Origin of the sequence: Aporhodopirellula rubra (genome assembly GCF_014192335.1) — a bacterium.
Taxonomy (GTDB): Bacteria; Planctomycetota; Planctomycetia; order Pirellulales; family Pirellulaceae; genus Rhodopirellula; species Rhodopirellula rubra.
This window is the reverse complement of record NZ_JACHXU010000005.1, coordinates 339,132-358,287: the sequence shown is the minus strand read 5'-3', so window position 1 is coordinate 358,287 and position 19,156 is coordinate 339,132. Positions and strand designations below refer to the sequence as shown.

Here is a 19,156-nt window from a genome sequence, read left to right as displayed (position 1 = left end):
CTTGGTGGATTTGGTGGGTGGTGTAGACTCAACGATTGGCGACGGCTACCGGACGACTCGCGCTCCGCCGCCAGTCATGATTTTTTCAACTTCGTTTAACGAAACCATCGTGGTATCGCCGGGCGTCGTCATCGCGAGTGCTCCGTGAGCCGCTCCATAATTGACAGCTTGTTCGGCGTTGCCTGTGGTCAGGAAGCCATAGATCATTCCACCGGCAAAGCTGTCGCCGCCACCCACTCGGTCAAGTATTTCTAACTTGGGGTACAACTGCGAGTGATGAAACTTACCGTCGTACCAGACGATCGCGCTCCAGTCATTCACGGTTGCTGTATGAACTTCACGCAAGGTTGTGCCCGTGGCGAGAAAGTTCGGGAACTCCTTGACGGCGGTTTCAATCATGCGTTTGAAGTTTTCGACGTTCAGATTGCCCAGACTGGCATCAACGCCCTCCACTTGGAAGCCAAGACAAGCCGTAAAGTCCTCTTCATTGCCGATCATCACATCCACACTTTTAGCAATTTCGCGATTGACCTGTTGAGCCTTCGTCTGCCCTCCAATGCCTTTCCAAAGTGAAGGTCGATAGTTCAAATCGTAACTGACGATCGTGCTATGTCGTTTGGCGCACTGCACAGCTTCGATCACCACGTCAGGTGTCGTCTCACTGAGCGCGGCATAAATACCACCCGTATGAAACCAGCGAACTCCCTGACTTCCAAACAAATGGTCCCAGTTAATGTCGCCGGGTTTGAGTTGACTAGCAGCGGTCAGACCTCGATCAGGACAGCCCATGGCTCCACGGATCCCAAAACCGCGTTCGGTAAAGTTCAGACCATTTCGAATCGAACGCCCCAGTCCGTCATAGGGCATCCATCGCACGTACGACATATCGACGCCGCCTTGCAGAATTAAGTCCTCCGCCAAGCGACCAATTTCATTGTCCGCAAAGGCGCTGACCAGTGCGGTTCGTAAACCAAAACAGCGACGAAGACCACGAGCGACATTGTATTCCCCACCACCTTCCCAAACCTGAAACTGGCGAGCGGTACGAATGCGTGTCTCACCTGGATCCAGCCGGAGCATCACTTCGCCGAGCGAAACGAGATCGAACCGACATTGTTCGGGCGGCTTAAGGTAAAGTTTCGAGGGCATATTAGTCGCAAATCCCGAAAAATGTCCGAGCAGCGCTAAAACTGTCTGGACGGGTGTTATGAAAGTAATTAGTCGTATCAATCGAACGTATGAGCCGAACCGAATTGAGACGCTTTGAATCATATCTATTCATGCATCTGCTACCGTTCACTCTCTCATGTCGCCAATAGCTGACGCCGCTCCTGCACTGCTTGGGTGCTAACCCTTTGAATCTCATCGAATCGACCTTTGCGGATCCAATCCTGCCGGGCCATCCAGCTTCCTCCGCATGCGATCACAGATGGGAGACTCAAGTACTCGCGAAGATTCGTCAGTGAGATACCGCCGGTTGGGATGAATCGCACGTTGCTATAGGGTCCATGCAACGCCTTAAGCATATTCACACCACCTAATTGTTCCGCGGGGAAAAACTTCACTACGTTAATCCCAAAATCGAGAGCCATCTCCAAGTCTGTTGGACTTGATACTCCTGGGAAAATTGGCAACGAATGCTGCAAACACCAACTGACCGTTTTGGGGTTGAAACCAGGGGTGACAACGAACGCCACCCCCGCATCGGCAACCTGTTTCGCTTGCTCGACACTATGAACCGTTCCCGCGCCCACGATGAATTGCTCGCGTTTTGTGAGCTGAGTGATAGCGTGAATGGCGCCATCGGTGCGCAAGGTTATCTCGGCAATCGGTAAGTCTGCGCTTGACAACGCCTCTGCTAACGGGCTGGCATCGCTGGCAGACTCGATCGCGACAACCGGAAGAATTCCCCAGTGGGCTAGTTGCGTTTCTAGCATCGCAACAATCCTCGTGTGAAAAAACGAAAGGAAGTTGGATTAGTGAGTCACCCGATCGACCGTCGATTCGGCTGCATCCACCCGGCCAACGCTACCCTGTATCATTTGAATCGTGCCGTCTCGATTGTGCACGAGTTTGGTCACCTTCATACTACGTAGAGATGTGATGCCTCCCGATGGAACACTGTCGTGATGAAAGAGCAGCCAATCACCGTTAAACTCGCAAATGGAATGATGGGTCGTCCATCCAACCACCGGTGTCAAAATCACTCCTTGATAGGTGAACGGGCCGTACGGAGAGTCGCCGGTCGCATAACAAATTTTGTGTGTTCCACCGGTTGAGTAGGAGAAGTAATACTTGCCATTGAATTGATGAACCCAAGCTGCTTCAAAAAAACGGCGATGTTCATCCCCGGCTTCCAATGGAATGCCGCTTGCGTCGAGAATCACCGCATCGCGAGGCTCTTCGGCGAACTCGAGCATGTCTTCACTGAGACGCACCACTTTTGAGCAAATTGCCGGTTCCGTATCGGCGGGTAGGACGCCACGCTCCGTGGATTTGTTGTCCCGATATCTCTGCAATTGGCCACCCATGATTCCACCGAAATACATGTAGTACGAATCATCGGTGTCACGAAAAACGGCGGGGTCAATGGAATAGCTGCCAGCGATCGGATGCGGTTGGGCTTTAAACGGTCCTTCCGGACGTTCGCTGGTGGCCACTCCTATCCGAAAGATGTCATTCTTGTCTTTCGCCGGAAAATACAGGTAGTACTTCCCTTTTTTCATAGCACAATCAGGTGCCCAGAGCTGCCGATCAGCCCAGGGAACGTCTTTGACGTCCAAGGCAATACCATGATCGATTACCTCACCATCAACGGAGTCCATCGAAAAAACATGGTAGTCCTGCATATCAAAATGGGCGCCATCGTCGTCTGGCTCGACAGTCGTCTCGATGTCATGAGAAGGATAGATGTAGAGTTTTCCCTCAAACACATGCGCCGATGGATCAGCGGTATAAAGCCCCGGTACCAAATAGCGTGGCTGACTCGCGTCGTTCGCGCGAGCCTCCTCAGCGAGCGTTTCACCTTGAAAGCTCAATCCCCCCAATGTGACCAGAGTTATCCATTGCAGATAAACAACGAGTTTCAGTGAACGAAGCATTTTAAGATAGGCCGTAATCCAATCGAGGATTGACCAATTCGCACCACAGGCTGACGTCCTGTGATGCAGGATCCCATCCTGCCCTGCGTCAAGCGGGCTTACGTTCACGGCGGTACCCAAGCGAGGGCATGATTGAGTGATCATGATGTAATTGGCGTGTGTAGACGATCTATAAAAGAATGAAAAACGACAATAGCCTTGCTAATTCGTTCATCGGGTTTGTCGGTGGACCGAAATAGCTCGGTGGTATAGGGCTGACATGCACGATTAACTTTTGCAGTGCGACAGCGGGAGCAACCATGTAGATATTCAACGTGTGGCGGCCTCAACGTTGAACTTGCCGAACTCAACGAGCAAATCAATTGAGTTGCTACGCCCCAGCGTTCCCACAATCACTGCCAACTTTCCAGAAGGTTTTCTATCGGTCGAGAGATTCGCTTCGACGCCATTAGCATGCTCGATATCAGCCTGGGGGTCGGACGCGGCACGCAATGCGCCGGCATGGTCGCGGCTGTCGACAAAGATCGGCGAAACCTCACCGTCTTGTAACAGCGGGGAACTTCTGGGCTCAGCCGCTTCCGAGACAATCGGCTGAAATAAATTCTGAGCCATCGCGTCATCGATAACGATTTGAGTTGCAAACACAGCAAAAACAGTGATTACCCCTAAGCGAAGTTGGTACATATCTCGGAGCGTATGGTTTGTTGGAAGCAAGGGACGGAATAGAGAGCCACCACCCAAACATAAAATGGCGTGCTGAGTCGTTACTTGATCCTAGGGATCAACGAACAAATTCAAATCAATGGCATCGGCCAGTGCCTGATATCCAGTTGGATTCAAATGCAAATCATCCTTCTTGTAGGCCGACCGCATGGACGTGTTATCCAGTTCGTCGAGCACGGGGCGATCAAAATCGACGCAAGCATCAAAGACACCGGTTTCAACGGCTGTTGTGCGGATCCAAGCGTTGACCTCCTGACGCACTTGCTCCTGTTCGACTGATGCCGCGCCGCCCATTGGTGTGATGGTCGCACCGTAAACTTTCAGACCGTTTTCATGAGCCCGACGAGCCATTTCCATATAGGCGTCGATAAGCTTCGATGCGGGGGCTTTGCCGTAGACAATGTCATTGACCCCAATCAATAGAACGAGCCACCGAGCAGCGTGTTGATCAAGGACGTCGCGTTGGAAACGTTCCATTGCCATACGAACACCAGATCCGCCGATGCCCATGTTTGCGACGCCAACATCCGAAGTGGATTCGTGTTTGCTGAGTCGTGTGGCGAGATAGTCGGTCCAGCGTGTGTTGTAGTTATATTTGGTGCCGTTCCCATCGGTAATCGAGTCACCAATCGCCACGACGGTCTTGCTGGAAGAAGGTGCCAAGACTTCGATTCCCGTCAGCGTGTACCAGACATCTTTCTTAATCTGCTCAGCCATGTCCGAAACCGCAACCGCGTTACCTTTGGCAAAAAACGAGGTTGTGCGTGATCCCCGGTGTCCCGTCACCGGATCGTCCTGGGTCTTTCCGTAGTGAATGCTGACCGCCACAACCGACAAGTCAGGTAGCGTGAAATCCACCGGATCACAGTAGACCGTTTCTCCGGGCGGAATGACGACGCTCAAATCGCCATCGAACTTCAACTTGGTGTCGGTATCGGTGTTGATGTCACCATCGGTGGCACTGCTGTCGTCTTTGGCTGCCAACGCGATGTGCGCAGTGTTGATCGTTACCGGGCTCGTTCCGAATACATTTGAGAACCGTAAACGTAAACGCTCCCCACCCATGGAATTTCGCAGGAACATACGAATGGTGCTGTTTTCGAGTGGTACGGGAGGCGCGTAACCTTTGGCCATCCAAAAGCCACTCTTGATTTCTTCAGCCGCCGTCGCCCAGGTTGTCACCCAGTGATGCGCGGTCGCTGGGCCAACTCGTGTTACCAAGGTATGCTCGAGGTCATCGATTGGATTTACGGGAGGGCCAAAATACGAGTACGGCAGTGGGGCTTTGTGAATGATGACTTTTTGCAGCACCAAACCTGGATCGACCGCCCAAATCTTGAGCGTATGCACGCCCGCCTCGTTGACCCGCTGTTTGCAGGTTAAGGTCCGAGCATTGTTTCTGACCCATTTGCCCCAATCTTTAATTGCGGGAGCGGAAGTGTCACCGCGTTTCGAAGGATCCTCGTAGGCCTGTCCTGTGAAAGCATCGATGATCTTGCGTGACTCGTGGTCCAACGAAATCGCGACCCTGAGGTTTTCGTTGGGCTGAACATTCAACGATGATCCGGTGATTAGATCGATTTGATAGTCGCCCGCCTCGGCAAAGAGCACGGGATATTCCAGGCGAGGTGCTTCTGCAGGCGGCATCATTGCGGGAGACGTGGTTGGAAAGAGGGTAACCCCGGCGGAGCCACGTCCATAGTCGGGAATGATTTCCCAACTCGCATTGCCGGACGGCACGAAACTCTTCGCTTGATCCACCGAGAACGCAATGGAGCCGATCAGCCCGCCCAGTGCTTGTGTTTGCTCGCGAGTGAATTGGTCGGATTGGACCGCAGCAACTTGAACGTCGACGCTTCTCCCACCAAGTTGTGAGATGGTGACAACTGCGTCGTGTTTACCAGGCGATATCTTGTCCCAATCGACACTGAGCCAAATCCGTTGATCCGTATCCACCGAGCCTGACACGCTACTTAGTTTGACCCACGATCGATTCGCGGTGGCCGAAAACTCGAAGCTCTCGCTGCCCCGATTGAAAACATCAATCCAACGCAACTGCTGATTGATCGCATCCAACGCAGGGAGCTTTGCCTTGGATAACTCGCCAGGCCACGCAGCTTCGGATCCTTCGACGGCCACGCCTAGCACAGCGCCATTCTTGGGAGTCACCTCTTTTAGTTGAGGAAGAATGTTCTGCTTGGGATCTGACCAACTGGTATAGCCGATACGGGTTTGGGACATCATGTGATTCCAATTGCCGCCGCCAAGCTGGTGATAGGCATCGCTGAGCTGTTTGTCTTGTGCAAACAGCTCGCGAACGCGTTGTGCGTGTTGATTGGAACTCACCCGGCCCTGACCGGCATAGAGATGATTGCGCCCCGTTTCGATGTAAAGCTCAGCAACCGTGGCCGAGGCTTTTGTCGGGTAAAGCACAAGTTGATAGAAAGCGTCACGGTATTCTGTGGGCAGCTCCGCGTTGATCTGCTCCGCTTGCTGGACGATTGATTGCCATGCGGCCTGGACACGTTCGGCCTCGCGGTAATGAGTCAAACTGAACGTTGTGGGGTCGAGCAATTCAGGCTTTCGCCATCCGTTGTACTTTGCGTACTTGGAAACGATGTCCGCGATCTGAGTCGAGTGTTTTTCACAAAAATTGCGTTTCGCCCAGTTTACTGTCCATGCCTCAATCTTTTCCTTGGGCAAAGCCTCAGGATCCCAGGCAAGGTCGAGAAAAAACTCAATTGGCACTTCCATCGGCTTCAAGTCGCCGACGTTGACGATCCAAACACGGTCGGCACCGTAGTCGTAGGCCATGCTCATCTGCTGCCATATCTTCGGCAGCGGACTCGTGTTCAACCATTTGTAGCTTCGTGGCGATCCCACGTAATCGAAATGGTAGTAAACTCCCGCGCCACCCGCGCGGTTACGTTCCTCCCGAGTAGGCATGCGGCGAATGTTCCCCCAATTGTCGTCGCACCATAGCAACGTGACATCATCGGGAACTTGCATTCCGTGCTGGTAGTAGTCGGCGACCTCTTTATAGAGCGCCCAAATTTGCGGCACGTTGGTGACGTCCGGATTGACAATGTCCGCAAGAATCTCTCGCTGATCGGCAACGATACGTTCCATCAGGTCAATATTGGACGCCTCCTGCCCTTGTTGGGTCATGGGGGCGTCCCCGTCACCGCGCATCCCGACCGTGACCAGATTGTCAAAGTCCTTTGTTCGCTGAATTCCTTCTCTAAAGAATTTTTGCAACCCTTCGGTATTCAAACCGTAGTTCCATTTTCCGTTTCCATACTCGTTCTTATGCCGTGACCACTCTTGATGAGCACGCATCATCGGCTCGTGGTGAGAAGTCCCAACAACGATTCCGTACTCATTGGCCACCTTTGGATTCTGAGCGTCCGTTTCACCAAATCCGCTGCTCCACATGGCCGGCCATAGATAGTTGCCGCGAAGACGCAGAATCAATTCGAAAACGTGGGAATACATCTTTGAGTTGATACCACCAAACTTCTCACGCGACCATCGACCGAACGCCGGTTCTTCATCGTTGATAAAGATGCCGCGATACTTCACTTTCGGTGGACCTTGAACATAGACCCCCGCCTTGATGTGAAGCGAATCGCGGTGTCGCGTCGGCACGTCCGCCCACCAATACCACGGTGAAACGCCAATCTGCTTTGAGATTTCATAAATTCCAAAAATTGTTCCTCGTCGATCGCTGCCCGCGATCACAAGGGCTCGATCCAGCCCCGGCATGGGATCTTCGAGGGTGGCGATGACGAACGATTCCCACTTGCCGGCAACCTCCTCGACATTGAGCTTTCCCGACTCGACGAGCGAATCCACGAGCCTGCTGTCTCCCAATGTTCCAACAATCACGGCGAGTGACCCCGCAGAGGCTTGATCGCTCACCAATTTCGGACTCACGCCCGTAACGCGTTCGATATCAGCCTGCAAATCCGATGTGGCGCGCCGCACCCCTAGCAGGTCACTGGAATCAATAAGCAACGTCGTGGCCTGCTGGCCAGCCACGAGAGGAAAGCTTCCTGGCTCAGCCTTTTCCAAGACAAATGAATGGGAGAAGTCCAAGCGATCGGCTGCATCACAGCTTTGGTCAACTACGCAGTGGTTGAGAAACGCGGCCAGCAGGACCGTTATGTGTATTGACGGCGAAAAAACGTTCATCTTGCGATTCCTAAAGTTTTTCTGTTGAGTTTATTGTAACGTTCGCAAGGGGAAAACTATTAACTCTCCGTGTCTAGACGCATCGATTGTTTGTCCTCTAACCCTGCATTTGTTCGAGTTCGAGACCTTTGGTTTCGCTGACAAACCGAAGGACGAGGAACAGAGATAAAAAAGCACATATGGCGTAGGTAAAATACGCTCCACCAAGTCCGATATTCGCCAACAGCAGTGGAAAAGAAATCGTAACGATAAAGTTGGCTCCCCACATAGAGATACCACTGACTGCCAATGCCGAACCTCGAAGCTGATTCGGGAACATTTCTCCCAGCAGCACCCAGACGACCGGTCCCCATGAAAAATTGAAGAACACCACATACATGTTTGCCGCGATCAACGCAATCTTGCCGTTGACATCTGTCAGAGAAAGTGATCCGTCTTCGGCAACATCCGATTGATTGAATACGAACGCCATTACTGCCAATGTAATCAACATTCCGACCGACCCGATCACCAACATTGGCTTACGTCCCATGCGATCGATCGCCACAAGGGCGGCAAAGCAGGCAGCGATGCTGACAGCACCGCTGATCACGTTGATCAGCAATGCATTGGACTCATCGAACCCGGCTGATTGCCATAAGACACTGCCGTAATAAAAGATCACGTTGATGCCCACGAATTGTTGAAACGCGGCCAAGAAGATCCCGACCCATACGATCGGACGGAAACCGTACGTCCCGAGGATGTCTCGGAATCGCGGACGGTGATGGTCGCTTGACAGCGATGATTCAATTTCATCGTATTTTGCTTGCGCATGATCACCCATCAGCTTCTTCAGCACCCCAAGCGATCTTTCTTTTTGCCCGGTGGCCACAAGAAAACGCGGGCTCTCCGGGATTAACAGCAACGCGAAAAAGAAGGCGGCCGCTGGAATCAATTCAACCCAAAACATCCAACGCCAGGCCTCGAAACCCCATGCGAAAACGCTAAGGGAGCTGCCGGCTGCATTGGCGATGGCATAGTTGCTCAAAAATGCAAGAAAGAGTCCGCCAATAATTGCGATTTGCTGGATCGACGAAAGTGCTCCACGATACTTTGCCGGCGCCACTTCACTGATGTAAGCCGGCGCCAATACGGACGCCGCGCCAACCGCAAGACCGCCCAGAATACGATAGGCCATAAACTCTGACGGCCCATGGGCGATTCCCGATCCCCAGGCACTTAGAGTGAAAAATGCGGCTGACAGCAAGAGGATGTTTCGGCGTCCAAAACGATCCGCCATTCGGCCCGCCGCAAAGGCGCCCGCTGCACAACCTAACAACATGGATGCAACGGCAAACCCAGTCACAGCACTGTCTGACTGAAAGGTCGTCCGCAGCCCATCGACAGTTCCATTGATCACACCGGAATCAAACCCAAACAAAAAGCCACCAATCGTCGCCACTAAGGTGATCAGAATGACAAACCCGTTCTTATGCTCTACTTGTGTCATCTAATTTCCGACCAAAGGTTTGCAGGTTGTTGAAAATCACGTCACGCGTCGCCGGTTGGGTCTGTCTATCCACCGCTCAATCAGCTAAGCGGCTATCGGTCATTGCCAGCACAAACGCTGCGGAATTAATTTGAAAGCAGGCAATGCAACTAATTCGCGTTGCTAGGAAGCTCCTCAAGATGGCTCGCCTTCAAAATTGACTGGCGAACCGTTCTGATAACCGCATGGTAGGCGGGCTTAGGCATGCGGTTTCGATCGAACAGCAATGGATGGTTCACGCGATCCCAAGGGAAGTAGTTGAGCCAGCTTTGGCCATCGTGCAAATTCCAGAACGAAACCCGCTCAACCACATCATCGTATCGACAGAAAAGCTCAAATAGCTTGGCATACTGCTCGGCCTGTCGCTGCAAAATCTCGGGTGGGCACCCATCCTTGTAGGGATTAGACGACTTGAGTTCGTCGCGATGCCTGTTGTTGTCTGCCCACCAACGCGACCGAGGAATCACGTCGATGTCCAGTTCCGAAATGATCACCTTGACCTGCAATTGACGCATCGCTTCTAGCATTGACCCAAGTCCTTCATACGCGATCGCATCGAGCTCGTAATGACCTTGCAGCCCGACGGCATCAATCGGCGTGTTCTTCTGCTTGAGCGATTGAACCAAGCGAATCAGGCTGTCACGTTTCCCATCGGTGTCGACGTTGTAATCGTTATAAACAAGCAAAGCGTTGGGCGCTACTTCCCGGGTGTACTCGAACGCACGCACAATAAAATCCTCGCCTGCAACACGGGCCCAAAGAGTATCACGCAAATACCCGTCACTACCGTCTGACAGCGCTTCGTTGACCACATCCCACTCTGAGATCCGGTCACCATAGCGCCCGGCTACCGTCTGGATATGCGTCTTCATTCTTCTGAACAACGTCTCTTTGCTAGTGGGTTGCCCGTTCTCGGTCATCCACCAGCTAGGAGTTTTACCGCTGTCGGCCCAGACCAAACAATGGCCAACGACCTTCAAACCATGCTCTTCGGCGAACTTGACAAAGGCATCACCCAGATCAAAACGAAAGTCGCCTTCAAATGGCTGCACCACCTGAGGCTTCATACAGTTTTCGGGTGTTACGATGTCAAAATGCCGCAGCAGCAAGGCTCGATCCTGCGGGTGGTCAACCAAATCACGATTGGTGCCGACACCGATCTTAAATCGCCCCGCTACAGCGAGTTTCAATGACCCGACATCGTCGGCGCGTGTAGAACGGACCATGCAAGGATTGCCGACCAGCACAATGATCAACAACCCAGTCCTGAAGATGGCATCTCTCGCAAATAATCGCAAGGCAATCACGTGGTGTATTCCTTTGTAGAAGTGACTTCCAACGCCACAAACATCAGCCTGATATTCGTGGCAGTAGACGAAGCCGAGAAAGCTTGGACACAATTTAATGGCAACAATCGCAAAGCGTGAAAGAGAAGCAAGGCATCTATACTTTTGCGATTTTGGCTGCATCGCTTTGCGAACGGCTTAAAGCTGCGGTTCTGGTTTCATCACCTTCCCCTTTCCAACTTTTCTTGTGCTTCGGCTAACTCGCGTTGGTGTTTCTCGTACTCCTCCACTCGCGATTGCGACTCCGCTCCCGGCTGAATCGTGGTTGGTTCGGAGTTGCCGCCGCAACCGGAAACCGAAACGCCACACAGGCAAATTATAAATACATGGATCAGTTTCATTTGTGTTTCCATTATGACAAAAACGATAGGTTTAACTAAGCAAGATCTACGGGCGATTTGGTAAGCGAACCTGCAAGAGCTTGGCTGCCCACGCCTACTCTCCAAAGGCTTACGACCTCCGCTGCCAGGATGTTTCAATGGCGAAAAAAGGACGGCGGCCTGTACGCTACAGGCCGCCTTGCATGTGACAAAACCGACAATTACAGTTCGGTCTCGATCGTCTCCTTAGCCGCTCGAGAACCAAGCGCGCCCCAAAGACCATACGGGCTATTGGCGCCAACTTGATTTGCCCCCGGCGGAGAGCCACCGGGCGTTCGATACACCATCGCGGCCTTGCTGTTCCCCGCTTCAATTGAATCAGTGACGAACTTCACGGCACCATCTCCCATCAAAACATGGGCCCCACCTTGATGTCGGCTGCTGACCGACAAGTTGCCTCCGCGAACATCACCACCGCTGGCCTGACATAGAGGTGAATTGGGAGGGCGAATCGTGGTGACAAGCGTGTACCGCGCCGCTCCGTCAGCCCAGCGATATCCTCGGCGATCGGCGGAACTCGATCCCGCAGACGTAATCCAAAATTGAGGACGGGTCGGATTGATTTGTCCGTCACATGCAGATGGGTTGTCATAGACACCATCCGCCGGATTGGCTGTTGTACTTGTCGTGGCAACGCCAGGTTCGGTTCGCGTATCCAGGTCACCCAAATCCGTCGCGATTTCCCCCGCCATAATCGTGTTTGCCAAGCCGTCTAGCACGTCTCGAAAGGCCATCTTTTGCCGATGCACAAACACGCCCCGATGACTCGCCCTCACCATTTCCGTAGCACTCCCCCACCAATTTCCAGTGTTTGCGGTACCGTCCGCTTTGAGAATCGGTTCGTGCAAGCAGTATCCCGAATCGCCATAACACGCTGCGTAGTTGGTTCGCCCCATCGCCGGCAAGCCAACGCCAGGGTCACTGGGGCACCGAAAGCCAGGCACTTCGGTCATCCAAGGAGCGTAAGCAGCCTGCCAAGGAACGGGCCCCATCGGACTCCAAGAACCAGTCATCGTTACGGCAGGGTCGGCATTTCGGCGACTGCCATTGGATACCTGCTCCCACAACGCTTGTTGTTCGATAAACGGCAACATGCCTACCAAATAACTGAGCCGCATTTCATTGTTACCGCCTCCAGTCGTGCCGTTGCCACCGGACGCACCACCACCTAGGCTGTTGGTTCCACCGCTATGCACGGGCAGTTGATTGTAGGCCGCGTGGTAGTTGTGCAGCCCCAATCCAATTTGCTTGAAGTTATTGCTGCACGACATGCGACGAGCCGCCTCGCGAGCAGCTTGAACTGCCGGCAACAGCAGGCCAACCAAAACGCCGATGATCGCAATCACAACTAGCAATTCAACCAGTGTAAAACCGCGGTGAACCTGTCTCATTTGAACTCTCATTTAGTCATCACTCCCATTGTAAAGAATGCCACAGAAAGAAACCTTAAATATTCCCAATGAAGATTGGGCTGGTTGTACGCCAAGGCAGTTGGTTGGCTGGATCGGGACAAAAACTCCTCCGTTTTTTTTCAAGTAAAGCCCCCGGAGATGGCTTTTCGGGGGCGATAGACAACACTAGGGTGTTTTTTGTACGTAATGCTGGCGTTTTTGTCCCGAAATGGCGATTGAGCTTCCTTGGCAATCATGCGCATAGCGAGCCAGCCCGAACGCTGGATTTTACACCTTCGATGCCTGAAACAATGACTAACGATTCTGCCGTATGTGGTAACGATGAAAGCAGTGCGCAAGAACACCCTGAGCACGTCGCGCGACTACTGATCAAACACCGATCGTCTTTGCTGGCGTTCATTTTCGCTGTGATGCGTGACTTCGATGCTGCAGAAGACACTTTGCAGGATGTTAGTGTGGCGATATGGGAAAATGCCGACACGTTTGAGCTGGGTTCCAACTTTGGTGCTTGGGCGCGTTCGATTGCACGGCGTCGCATTGCGGCGTATTGGCGAACTCGATCTCGAAGTGGGCAAACGCTGAGCGACGAGCAAATTGACCAATTGGTTGACGGTTTTGAGCAGTTGCAATCGGCCAACGAACCGGAACCAAGGAAGAGAGCATTGGTTGAATGCCTTGGGCACTTGAGCCCGCTCTTGACGCGGCTCATCCACCTGCGGTATTCCAAACAGCTCAGCTTGGCGGATGTCGCTGAGTCGGTGGGGCAGCCAACGGAGACGATTCGCAAAGCTTTGTATCGAGGCCGCACCGCGTTGCGGGAGTGCATCGAACGTAAGTTAGCGTTGAATGCGGAAGCAGGATCTGTATCATGAATGAAAAAGACATGATCTCTCAAGAGCTTATTTCACGCTATCTGGACGAGGACTTGGATGATAGCCAGTTTGCTGAATTTCAGAGCAGGCTGGCAGATCGCGAATTTAGTCGGCTGTTGGCCGAACATTTGGTAGATCATGTTTCCTGCTATGAACTGGGATTGAATGATCGTCTGCCATCGAGCAAAGTGGTGCCAAGTCTTGCAACGACACCTGCGTCCTTGCCAACCTGGAGGGTTGCGTTGGTCGTGATGGCAGCGTCGGCTTTGTTTGCTTTGGGGTGCTGGAGTTTTCTGAGATATCCTCGCACGTTTTCGAAAGACTTACGTGTGGCTGAAGCGATCACGAAGGGTACCGCATCGGATACGAATCCTTCGGGGCTGGAAGCTACAAGACAGGTGATCGGCAAGGTTACGATGGCCGAAGGTCGGCTCGCGGCTCTTGACAATAGAGTTAAGCTTGGAATGGCCGTTCACTCTCATCAGTCGTTTTCGATCGAAGCGATGGCGGGTTCAATCGAGATTGAGTTCCTTGATGGCACTGCGGTCAAAATGTTTGGGCCCGCGGAGGTTGTTTGCAGCGTCCAGGATGGCCAAAAAAAAGTGGAGTCGGAGAATGGAAACTTGCTGCTCTCTGTTAAGCCGCAACCAGCTGGTAAGCCGCTCCTGGTAGTCACCCCGAAGGCAGTGCTTGAGGTGCTCGGAACCGAATTGGCAATTACCGCCGATTCGATAACGACGAAACTTCGGGTCAATCATGGGCATGTGGTGATGCGCCGGATCGAAGACGGAAACCAAGTTGATGTTAAAGCGAATCAAAAAGCAACCGTCTCATCCAGTGTCGAAATGCTTGCGGAACAAGTTTCCCAACTTCCAGATACTTGGGAAGCGAACCTTGAGAACGGACTCCCGGAGAGTTGGATTGCAGGTGAGATACTCAAGTCCTCACCTGGAGCGGTTACTGCAGTTCCCGTTTCAAATCGCTGGGGTCTGAACTACACGATTACTTCCAATGTGGACTACACAGATGGCTTGTTTCGAATTCATAATGACAGCTATTTGAACTTTCGAATTCGCATGAAAAAGTCAGGCTTTTATCAGGTGCTGTTTGAATCCCGGCGGACTGATTTCAAAGGGGTCATTCCCAATCATGAGTATCAAGAGACGCACGCGGACTGGATGCAGGATGACGGCTGGCATACCGTCAGCATCCCTTTCACAGTGTTCCGGCACAGCATTGCGAATTCCGATGGGACTTGGCCAGAATTTGAAACGCGATCACGTTACCCGCGAATGGAAGAGCTTGTTCCGTTTTTTATTCAATTCAGTACACTCGGCGACGACCTTGGACTGTCGGTGGAACGCATTTGGGTAAGCCGAGGTAAACCACAAGACTTGGTTGGGTAGCCGAGACCTCTGTGAATGTCGCCGACGCCCCAGTCGCTTCCAAGAAAATGCCAGCGAATCGGCCGATTTGCCTTCTCCCACGAAGGTAATTGCACCGCTGTCCAGGTCCATTACAAGCGTCACATAGCGGTGGCCTTTGCCAATGCAGATTTCATCGATGGTGATTCGCCGGACGTCCTTCAGCGACGGGGTTGGCGAAACGTCGCTGGAGGTCCTTCTTTTTGATTTCTTTGATCACGTCCCAGGTAACGCCAGGCAGGTCTGCGACGTCCTTAATCGTTATGCTGCGGGTCAACTGCAAAGCGCATTTGGCCCAGCCCTTGGTGTAGCTTCGGCGGATTTCGGCAAAATCAATTTTGATTTGGCGAACGGTCCCGCAATCATGACACTGCACACGAGGTAAGGCGGCGACGACGACGGTTTGTTTCAGGCCGATCGGAGAAGCCCGAAATTCTCGTTGCTTGAACCCTAGACGGATCACGTTTCGACTGCCGCACATTGGACAGCAAACCGTCTTTTCACGTGGCTCGACATGAAATCGTGTGACACCTCCGGTGAACTCGATCCGGGGCTGCCGGTAGCCACGGATGCCAAAGGACTGATACAACAAGGTGGTGGACATGTGGGTTTTTCAAAGAAGACGTGAGAAATCTCCTTGAAAGATGGCATGTCCACACTTTTACTACCATGTGCCGAGCTTTCGATCGCACTCAGCCTTGCGCACCCGTCAGTCGGATGAGCCCCAAATTAGACCACTCATCACAACTCACATTCTCTGAGCTAGGTCTTTGCCTTCTAAGGCCTGACCGGTTCGGTTTCTGAGGCAGAAAATTGCCCCAGGGATTCTAAAAAACTGACTTCGTTCATGATGGTCTCCCCGTCGATTGCACCCTACGAAAAGTGGAAAGTTGCGGAGGCAGAGTCTGCTCTTCGGGGGACCACCTTACAACGTTCAGCAATAATGGGGCGTTTCCTATCGGGTGGTTGTGGACGTTTGTCTGTCGGTGAGGCATCCATGTTCGCACCAAATTATTCGCTGAAGTCAGGTAGCACTTCGTCGGCGATGCGTTTCATCGTTGATTCGATATTGGCTCGGTTGAATCGTAGGTTTAATGCTACGTGATTGACGCCAATCTCTTGGCGTGCCCTGAGATATTCGCGGAGATGATGCGTTCCGATGCGGAAACCCAGGTGAATGGGCTGCGGCGGCGTCTTTGGATCTTCGGTAATGTCAACGTACAGTGGCTGCATGACCGGCTGATTCGGGCGACTAACTTCTTCGAGTCGCCGTCGCCAATCGTTGATCGAGAGAGCCTGCACGGTCAACGGTCGTGGATAGGTCATCCAGCCGTCACCGTGCTTGGCGAGCCATTCAGGTGATTGTTGACTGCCTCCGGTAATCAACAAAGGCAGCTTTGCCGATACCGGTTTGGGGAGTAGATCGATATCACCTCGCGTTTGACCAAAGTCGCTTTCAGTCTCGGGACGTGTTTGACTCATCTTTCTGATATAGTCGTAGCTCTCTCGGAACAGGGCGCCACGGTCAGCAAATGGGACTCGCAAGGCGGGGTATTCTTCCGGACGGTCGCCCGACGCGATGCCGAGGATCAACCGACCGCCCGAAAAGACATCCACAGTCGCGGCCGCTTTGGCAACGTGTGCAGGATGGCGTAAAGGCAAGATGACACTCGCGACACCCAACGCAATCCGTTCGGTTTTGCCGGCGAGCAACCCTAGATACACGAACGGATCGTAGGTTTGCCCTGCATCGCCAAAAGATGGAACATTGAAAGGCACGTCACGCAACCATACGGCGGAGTATCCGAGTCGTTCGGCGAGTTGAACGCGTTCAACATGACGGTCCATCTCAGGAACGGGACTTCTGTCATAGTTCTCAATCGGCACCACCAATCCTAGGCTCAAACGGTTCGCATGGAATACCGTGTTGTAGCCACGATTGATCGTTTGAAATTCGATTGTGTCGAAGGTGGTTGTTGACGACATCTTTCTTTTCATTGACGTTGACGAGAACGGTGGTCACGAGTGCTCACGCGATGATTCAGCGGTGTCTCAAAAGTGTCTGAGACGAGTTCAGGATTGAGACTGCTGTCCGTGTTCGTGCCTAATTTTCGATAACGACCTTGCCCATTCCTTTGCCGCTCTCCAATCGTGCGTAGGCCTCGCCCACGTTCGCTAACGAAAATGTCTGCTCATCGAGTACCGGTTTTAAGCCACCCGACTCAGAGATCTCGGCGATTTTGCTCAGGATCTCGCCGTGTTCTTCTCGTTTGTGGTTGTGGAGCATCGGAATCAGCATGAAAACAACGTGTAGTGATAAACCTTTAAAGTGCGCCGGAGTTAAATCCAGTTCACACATCGAAACCGTGGTCGCGACGTGAGCGTTCAGAGCGGCAGCCTCAAACGATTTCGTTAGGTTGGCACCACCGACAGAATCATAGACCAAGTCAAAACCTGCTCCGTCGGTGTGCTTGTTCACATACTGTTCAACTGATTCCGTTTTGTAGTTGATTCCGATTGCGCCTAATTCCTCGATCAGGGCCAGTTGTTTTTCGCCACCACCGGTGGAATAGACTTCGGCACCGAAGTGCTTTGCCAGTTGAATCGCCACGTGGCCGACGCCGCCGGAACCGCCATGGACGAGCACTTTTTGCCCTTTATGAATTTGCGCTCTGACGAGTCCTTCGTAGGCAGTGATCGCAACGAGTGGTAACGCGGCGGCCTCTTTCATCGAAAGGTTCTTTGGCTTGTGGGCAATCAGTTTGCTGTCAGCAACCATGTATTCCGCCAATGAACCTGGCAGGTCGGCCAGACCACCCGCGCAGCCGTAGACATCGTCGCCGACGGCGTAGTCGCTGACTCCCTCGCCTACCGATTCGACGGTCCCGGCAAAATCCATTCCGAGAATCGCGGGTGTGTCGGGAGAAAGCGGGAGGTCTTTGCCCATCTTGCGGATCATCGTGTCCACCGTGTTGACGCTGGAGGCCGCAATTTTGACGAGCACGTGTCCGGATTGAGGTTCGGGCTTGACGACCTCGCTAGCTTCAAATTCTGCGTTTTCGCCATACGCTTTGATTAGCATCGCTTGCATCGTGTGGTCCTCGGTTGTCGGAGTCAAAAGTGAAAAAAGGTGAGTCGGTCGCAATTGAACGTTTTGATCCGTGATTACGAGATCGTTCCAGTTGAAATTGTTGTTTAATTCGTTATGCAAGCCTTCTTCATCGGCAATGGCAAAACGCATGCTCGCGGTTGTTTCATTGGTTGCGAGACAAAACCAATAGGCTTCTGCTCTGAGTGCCTCGTCCGTCGGTAGGTCGAATGATGCATGTACGTTTCGTTTGCGTGACCTAATCGACTCGAGCTTTTGGATTGCAGGTTTCGAAACAGCATCCCTTCGATGTGATTGAGACTGAATCGTCACTTTCGCGAGTACAGCGTCATGGTATGAGTATCGCGACATTCGGCAAGAACGCACTTTTAAGACCCATAGGTACAAGATGGGAACCTATGCAGGCTGTCCGATGTCACCTTCGGTTGAGCACGACTCGCTGGATGGTCTGATTGCAGCGTCGACTTACGCTGGGGAGTCAGGCTAGCGAGCGGATTTCCGCGGTTTCTAGTGACCGGATTTGTTGGTGGTGCCGCAGGTCTTTGCCCGCGAATGCCGTGATCAAAATTTGTAGCGGATCGCCGTGCGACACGAACAGATAAGTCTTACCTTCGCTCGCGAGATCGATCTCGCGAAGGAAGCCGAGCATTCGTTTGGAGACGGATTGAACGCTTTCAACGCCCCAAAGTTGGTGTGAGGCATCCTGGGCATCGGCATCCCAAACGGTTTGGTAGTTCGCATTTGACTGCTCGTCCCAACTCCCGAAAAACCGTTCTCTGAGTTCGCGGGCCGATTGAATCGGGGCGTTCAGCAGATCCGATGCAATCTCTGCTGTTTGTCGTGTTCGGCAGAAATCGGAAGTGACGACGCGAGTGATTGTGCCGAGGTTATCGCGGTTGGATGCGATGGATCGCCGAACTTGCTCGCGTCCCGCAGCGGTCAATCCATAGTCATTGATTGCTACCGCCGGAGAGCTTGCGATAAGCGATTGCTCGTTCGCGGTGCTTTGACCGTGTCGTAGAACGTAGAAGCGATTTTGCAGCGTGTGCGTATTCATTTCGTTG

15 protein-coding genes and 1 pseudogene are annotated in these 19,156 nt (G+C 52.7%); 2 read left to right on the top strand and 14 right to left on the bottom strand.

The genetic code is table 11. From position 1 onward, the window contains the following. Positions 1 to 45 precede the first annotated feature (45 nt). From FHS27_RS09365 to FHS27_RS09325, 9 genes are all read right to left on the bottom strand, one after another. Positions 46 to 1,149, bottom strand: coding sequence for a sugar kinase (locus tag FHS27_RS09365; RefSeq protein ID WP_184304440.1), 1,104 nt, complete (start codon positions 1,147 to 1,149; stop codon positions 46 to 48). 155 nt (positions 1,150 to 1,304) lie between these two features. Then, the gene (gene eda, locus FHS27_RS09360; protein ID WP_221224976.1) at positions 1,305 to 1,937 is read right to left on the bottom strand and encodes a bifunctional 4-hydroxy-2-oxoglutarate aldolase/2-dehydro-3-deoxy-phosphogluconate aldolase; all 633 of its coding nucleotides are present in this window, start codon (positions 1,935 to 1,937) and stop codon (positions 1,305 to 1,307) included. A gap of 39 nt (positions 1,938 to 1,976) precedes the next feature. Further along, positions 1,977 to 3,101: a glycoside hydrolase family 43 protein gene (locus FHS27_RS09355; protein WP_184304438.1), complete on the bottom strand. Its 1,125-nt coding sequence runs from the start codon at positions 3,099 to 3,101 to the stop codon at positions 1,977 to 1,979. Between the two features lie 169 nt (positions 3,102 to 3,270). Beyond that, positions 3,271 to 3,402, bottom strand: coding sequence for a hypothetical protein (locus tag FHS27_RS31620; protein WP_184304436.1), 132 nt, complete (start codon positions 3,400 to 3,402; stop codon positions 3,271 to 3,273). 8 nt (positions 3,403 to 3,410) lie between these two features. After that, complete coding sequence (locus FHS27_RS09345) at positions 3,411 to 3,746, bottom strand: hypothetical protein (RefSeq protein ID WP_184304434.1); 336 nt, start codon at positions 3,744 to 3,746, stop codon at positions 3,411 to 3,413. Positions 3,747 to 3,875: 129 nt separating this feature from the next. Continuing rightward, positions 3,876 to 7,865: a glycosyl hydrolase 115 family protein gene (locus FHS27_RS09340; RefSeq protein ID WP_184304432.1), complete on the bottom strand. Its 3,990-nt coding sequence runs from the start codon at positions 7,863 to 7,865 to the stop codon at positions 3,876 to 3,878. A gap of 250 nt (positions 7,866 to 8,115) precedes the next feature. Beyond that, a complete protein-coding gene (locus FHS27_RS09335) occupies positions 8,116 to 9,510 on the bottom strand; it encodes a sugar porter family MFS transporter (RefSeq protein WP_184304430.1) in 1,395 nt (464 codons plus the stop codon). 149 nt (positions 9,511 to 9,659) lie between these two features. Then, a complete protein-coding gene (locus FHS27_RS09330; RefSeq protein ID WP_184304427.1) occupies positions 9,660 to 11,018 on the bottom strand; it encodes an endo-1,4-beta-xylanase in 1,359 nt (452 codons plus the stop codon). Between the two features lie 418 nt (positions 11,019 to 11,436). Further along, complete coding sequence (locus tag FHS27_RS09325; RefSeq protein ID WP_184304425.1) at positions 11,437 to 12,666, bottom strand: DUF1559 domain-containing protein; 1,230 nt, start codon at positions 12,664 to 12,666, stop codon at positions 11,437 to 11,439. Between the two features lie 311 nt (positions 12,667 to 12,977). On the opposite strand from FHS27_RS09325, the gene FHS27_RS09320 reads away from it, so the two are divergent. Then, positions 12,978 to 13,559, top strand: coding sequence for a sigma-70 family RNA polymerase sigma factor (locus FHS27_RS09320; RefSeq protein WP_184304423.1), 582 nt, complete (start codon positions 12,978 to 12,980; stop codon positions 13,557 to 13,559). Next, entirely contained in the window at positions 13,556 to 14,965 is a 1,410-nt protein-coding gene (locus tag FHS27_RS09315) for a FecR domain-containing protein (RefSeq protein WP_184304421.1), read from the top strand. Before FHS27_RS09320 ends, FHS27_RS09315 begins: the two co-directional genes overlap by 4 nt. A gap of 151 nt (positions 14,966 to 15,116) precedes the next feature. Here FHS27_RS09315 and FHS27_RS09310 read toward each other — a convergent pair whose 3' ends face one another. From FHS27_RS09310 to FHS27_RS09290, 5 genes and pseudogenes are all read right to left on the bottom strand, one after another. Then, the gene (locus FHS27_RS09310; protein ID WP_184304419.1) at positions 15,117 to 15,587 is read right to left on the bottom strand and encodes a transposase family protein; all 471 of its coding nucleotides are present in this window, start codon (positions 15,585 to 15,587) and stop codon (positions 15,117 to 15,119) included. A 182-nt stretch (positions 15,588 to 15,769) separates the two neighbouring features. After that, positions 15,770 to 15,924, bottom strand: a pseudogene (locus FHS27_RS09305) (IS256 family transposase); the annotation flags it as partial. 70 nt (positions 15,925 to 15,994) lie between these two features. Next, entirely contained in the window at positions 15,995 to 16,969 is a 975-nt protein-coding gene (locus FHS27_RS09300) for an LLM class oxidoreductase (RefSeq protein WP_184304417.1), read from the bottom strand. A gap of 118 nt (positions 16,970 to 17,087) precedes the next feature. Beyond that, positions 17,088 to 18,074: a zinc-dependent alcohol dehydrogenase family protein gene (locus FHS27_RS09295; RefSeq protein WP_184304570.1), complete on the bottom strand. Its 987-nt coding sequence runs from the start codon at positions 18,072 to 18,074 to the stop codon at positions 17,088 to 17,090. 496 nt (positions 18,075 to 18,570) lie between these two features. Continuing rightward, positions 18,571 to 19,149 (bottom strand): histidine phosphatase family protein, encoded by a 579-nt coding sequence (locus tag FHS27_RS09290; RefSeq protein WP_184304415.1) that lies wholly within the window; start codon positions 19,147 to 19,149, stop codon positions 18,571 to 18,573. Positions 19,150 to 19,156 lie beyond the last annotated feature (7 nt).

Bases quoted from the DNA above. Each gene is read 5' to 3' on its own strand.
- FHS27_RS09290 (WP_184304415.1), bottom strand. From the start codon at position 19,149: ATGAATACGCACACGCTGCAAAATCGCTTCTACGTTCTACGACACGGT.
- FHS27_RS31620 (WP_184304436.1), bottom strand. From the start codon at position 3,402: ATGGTTGCTCCCGCTGTCGCACTGCAAAAGTTAATCGTGCATGTCAGC.
- FHS27_RS09295 (WP_184304570.1), bottom strand. From the start codon at position 18,074: ATGCAAGCGATGCTAATCAAAGCGTATGGCGAAAACGCAGAATTTGAA.
- FHS27_RS09310 (WP_184304419.1), bottom strand. From the start codon at position 15,587: ATGTCCACCACCTTGTTGTATCAGTCCTTTGGCATCCGTGGCTACCGG.
- FHS27_RS09315 (WP_184304421.1), top strand. From the start codon at position 13,556: ATGAATGAAAAAGACATGATCTCTCAAGAGCTTATTTCACGCTATCTG.
- FHS27_RS09320 (WP_184304423.1), top strand. From the start codon at position 12,978: ATGACTAACGATTCTGCCGTATGTGGTAACGATGAAAGCAGTGCGCAA.
- FHS27_RS09300 (WP_184304417.1), bottom strand. From the start codon at position 16,969: ATGTCGTCAACAACCACCTTCGACACAATCGAATTTCAAACGATCAAT.
- FHS27_RS09355 (WP_184304438.1), bottom strand. From the start codon at position 3,101: ATGCTTCGTTCACTGAAACTCGTTGTTTATCTGCAATGGATAACTCTG.
- FHS27_RS09365 (WP_184304440.1), bottom strand. From the start codon at position 1,149: ATGCCCTCGAAACTTTACCTTAAGCCGCCCGAACAATGTCGGTTCGAT.
- FHS27_RS09325 (WP_184304425.1), bottom strand. From the start codon at position 12,666: ATGAGACAGGTTCACCGCGGTTTTACACTGGTTGAATTGCTAGTTGTG.
- FHS27_RS09330 (WP_184304427.1), bottom strand. From the start codon at position 11,018: ATGCAGCCAAAATCGCAAAAGTATAGATGCCTTGCTTCTCTTTCACGC.
- eda (WP_221224976.1), bottom strand. From the start codon at position 1,937: ATGCTAGAAACGCAACTAGCCCACTGGGGAATTCTTCCGGTTGTCGCG.
- FHS27_RS09335 (WP_184304430.1), bottom strand. From the start codon at position 9,510: ATGACACAAGTAGAGCATAAGAACGGGTTTGTCATTCTGATCACCTTA.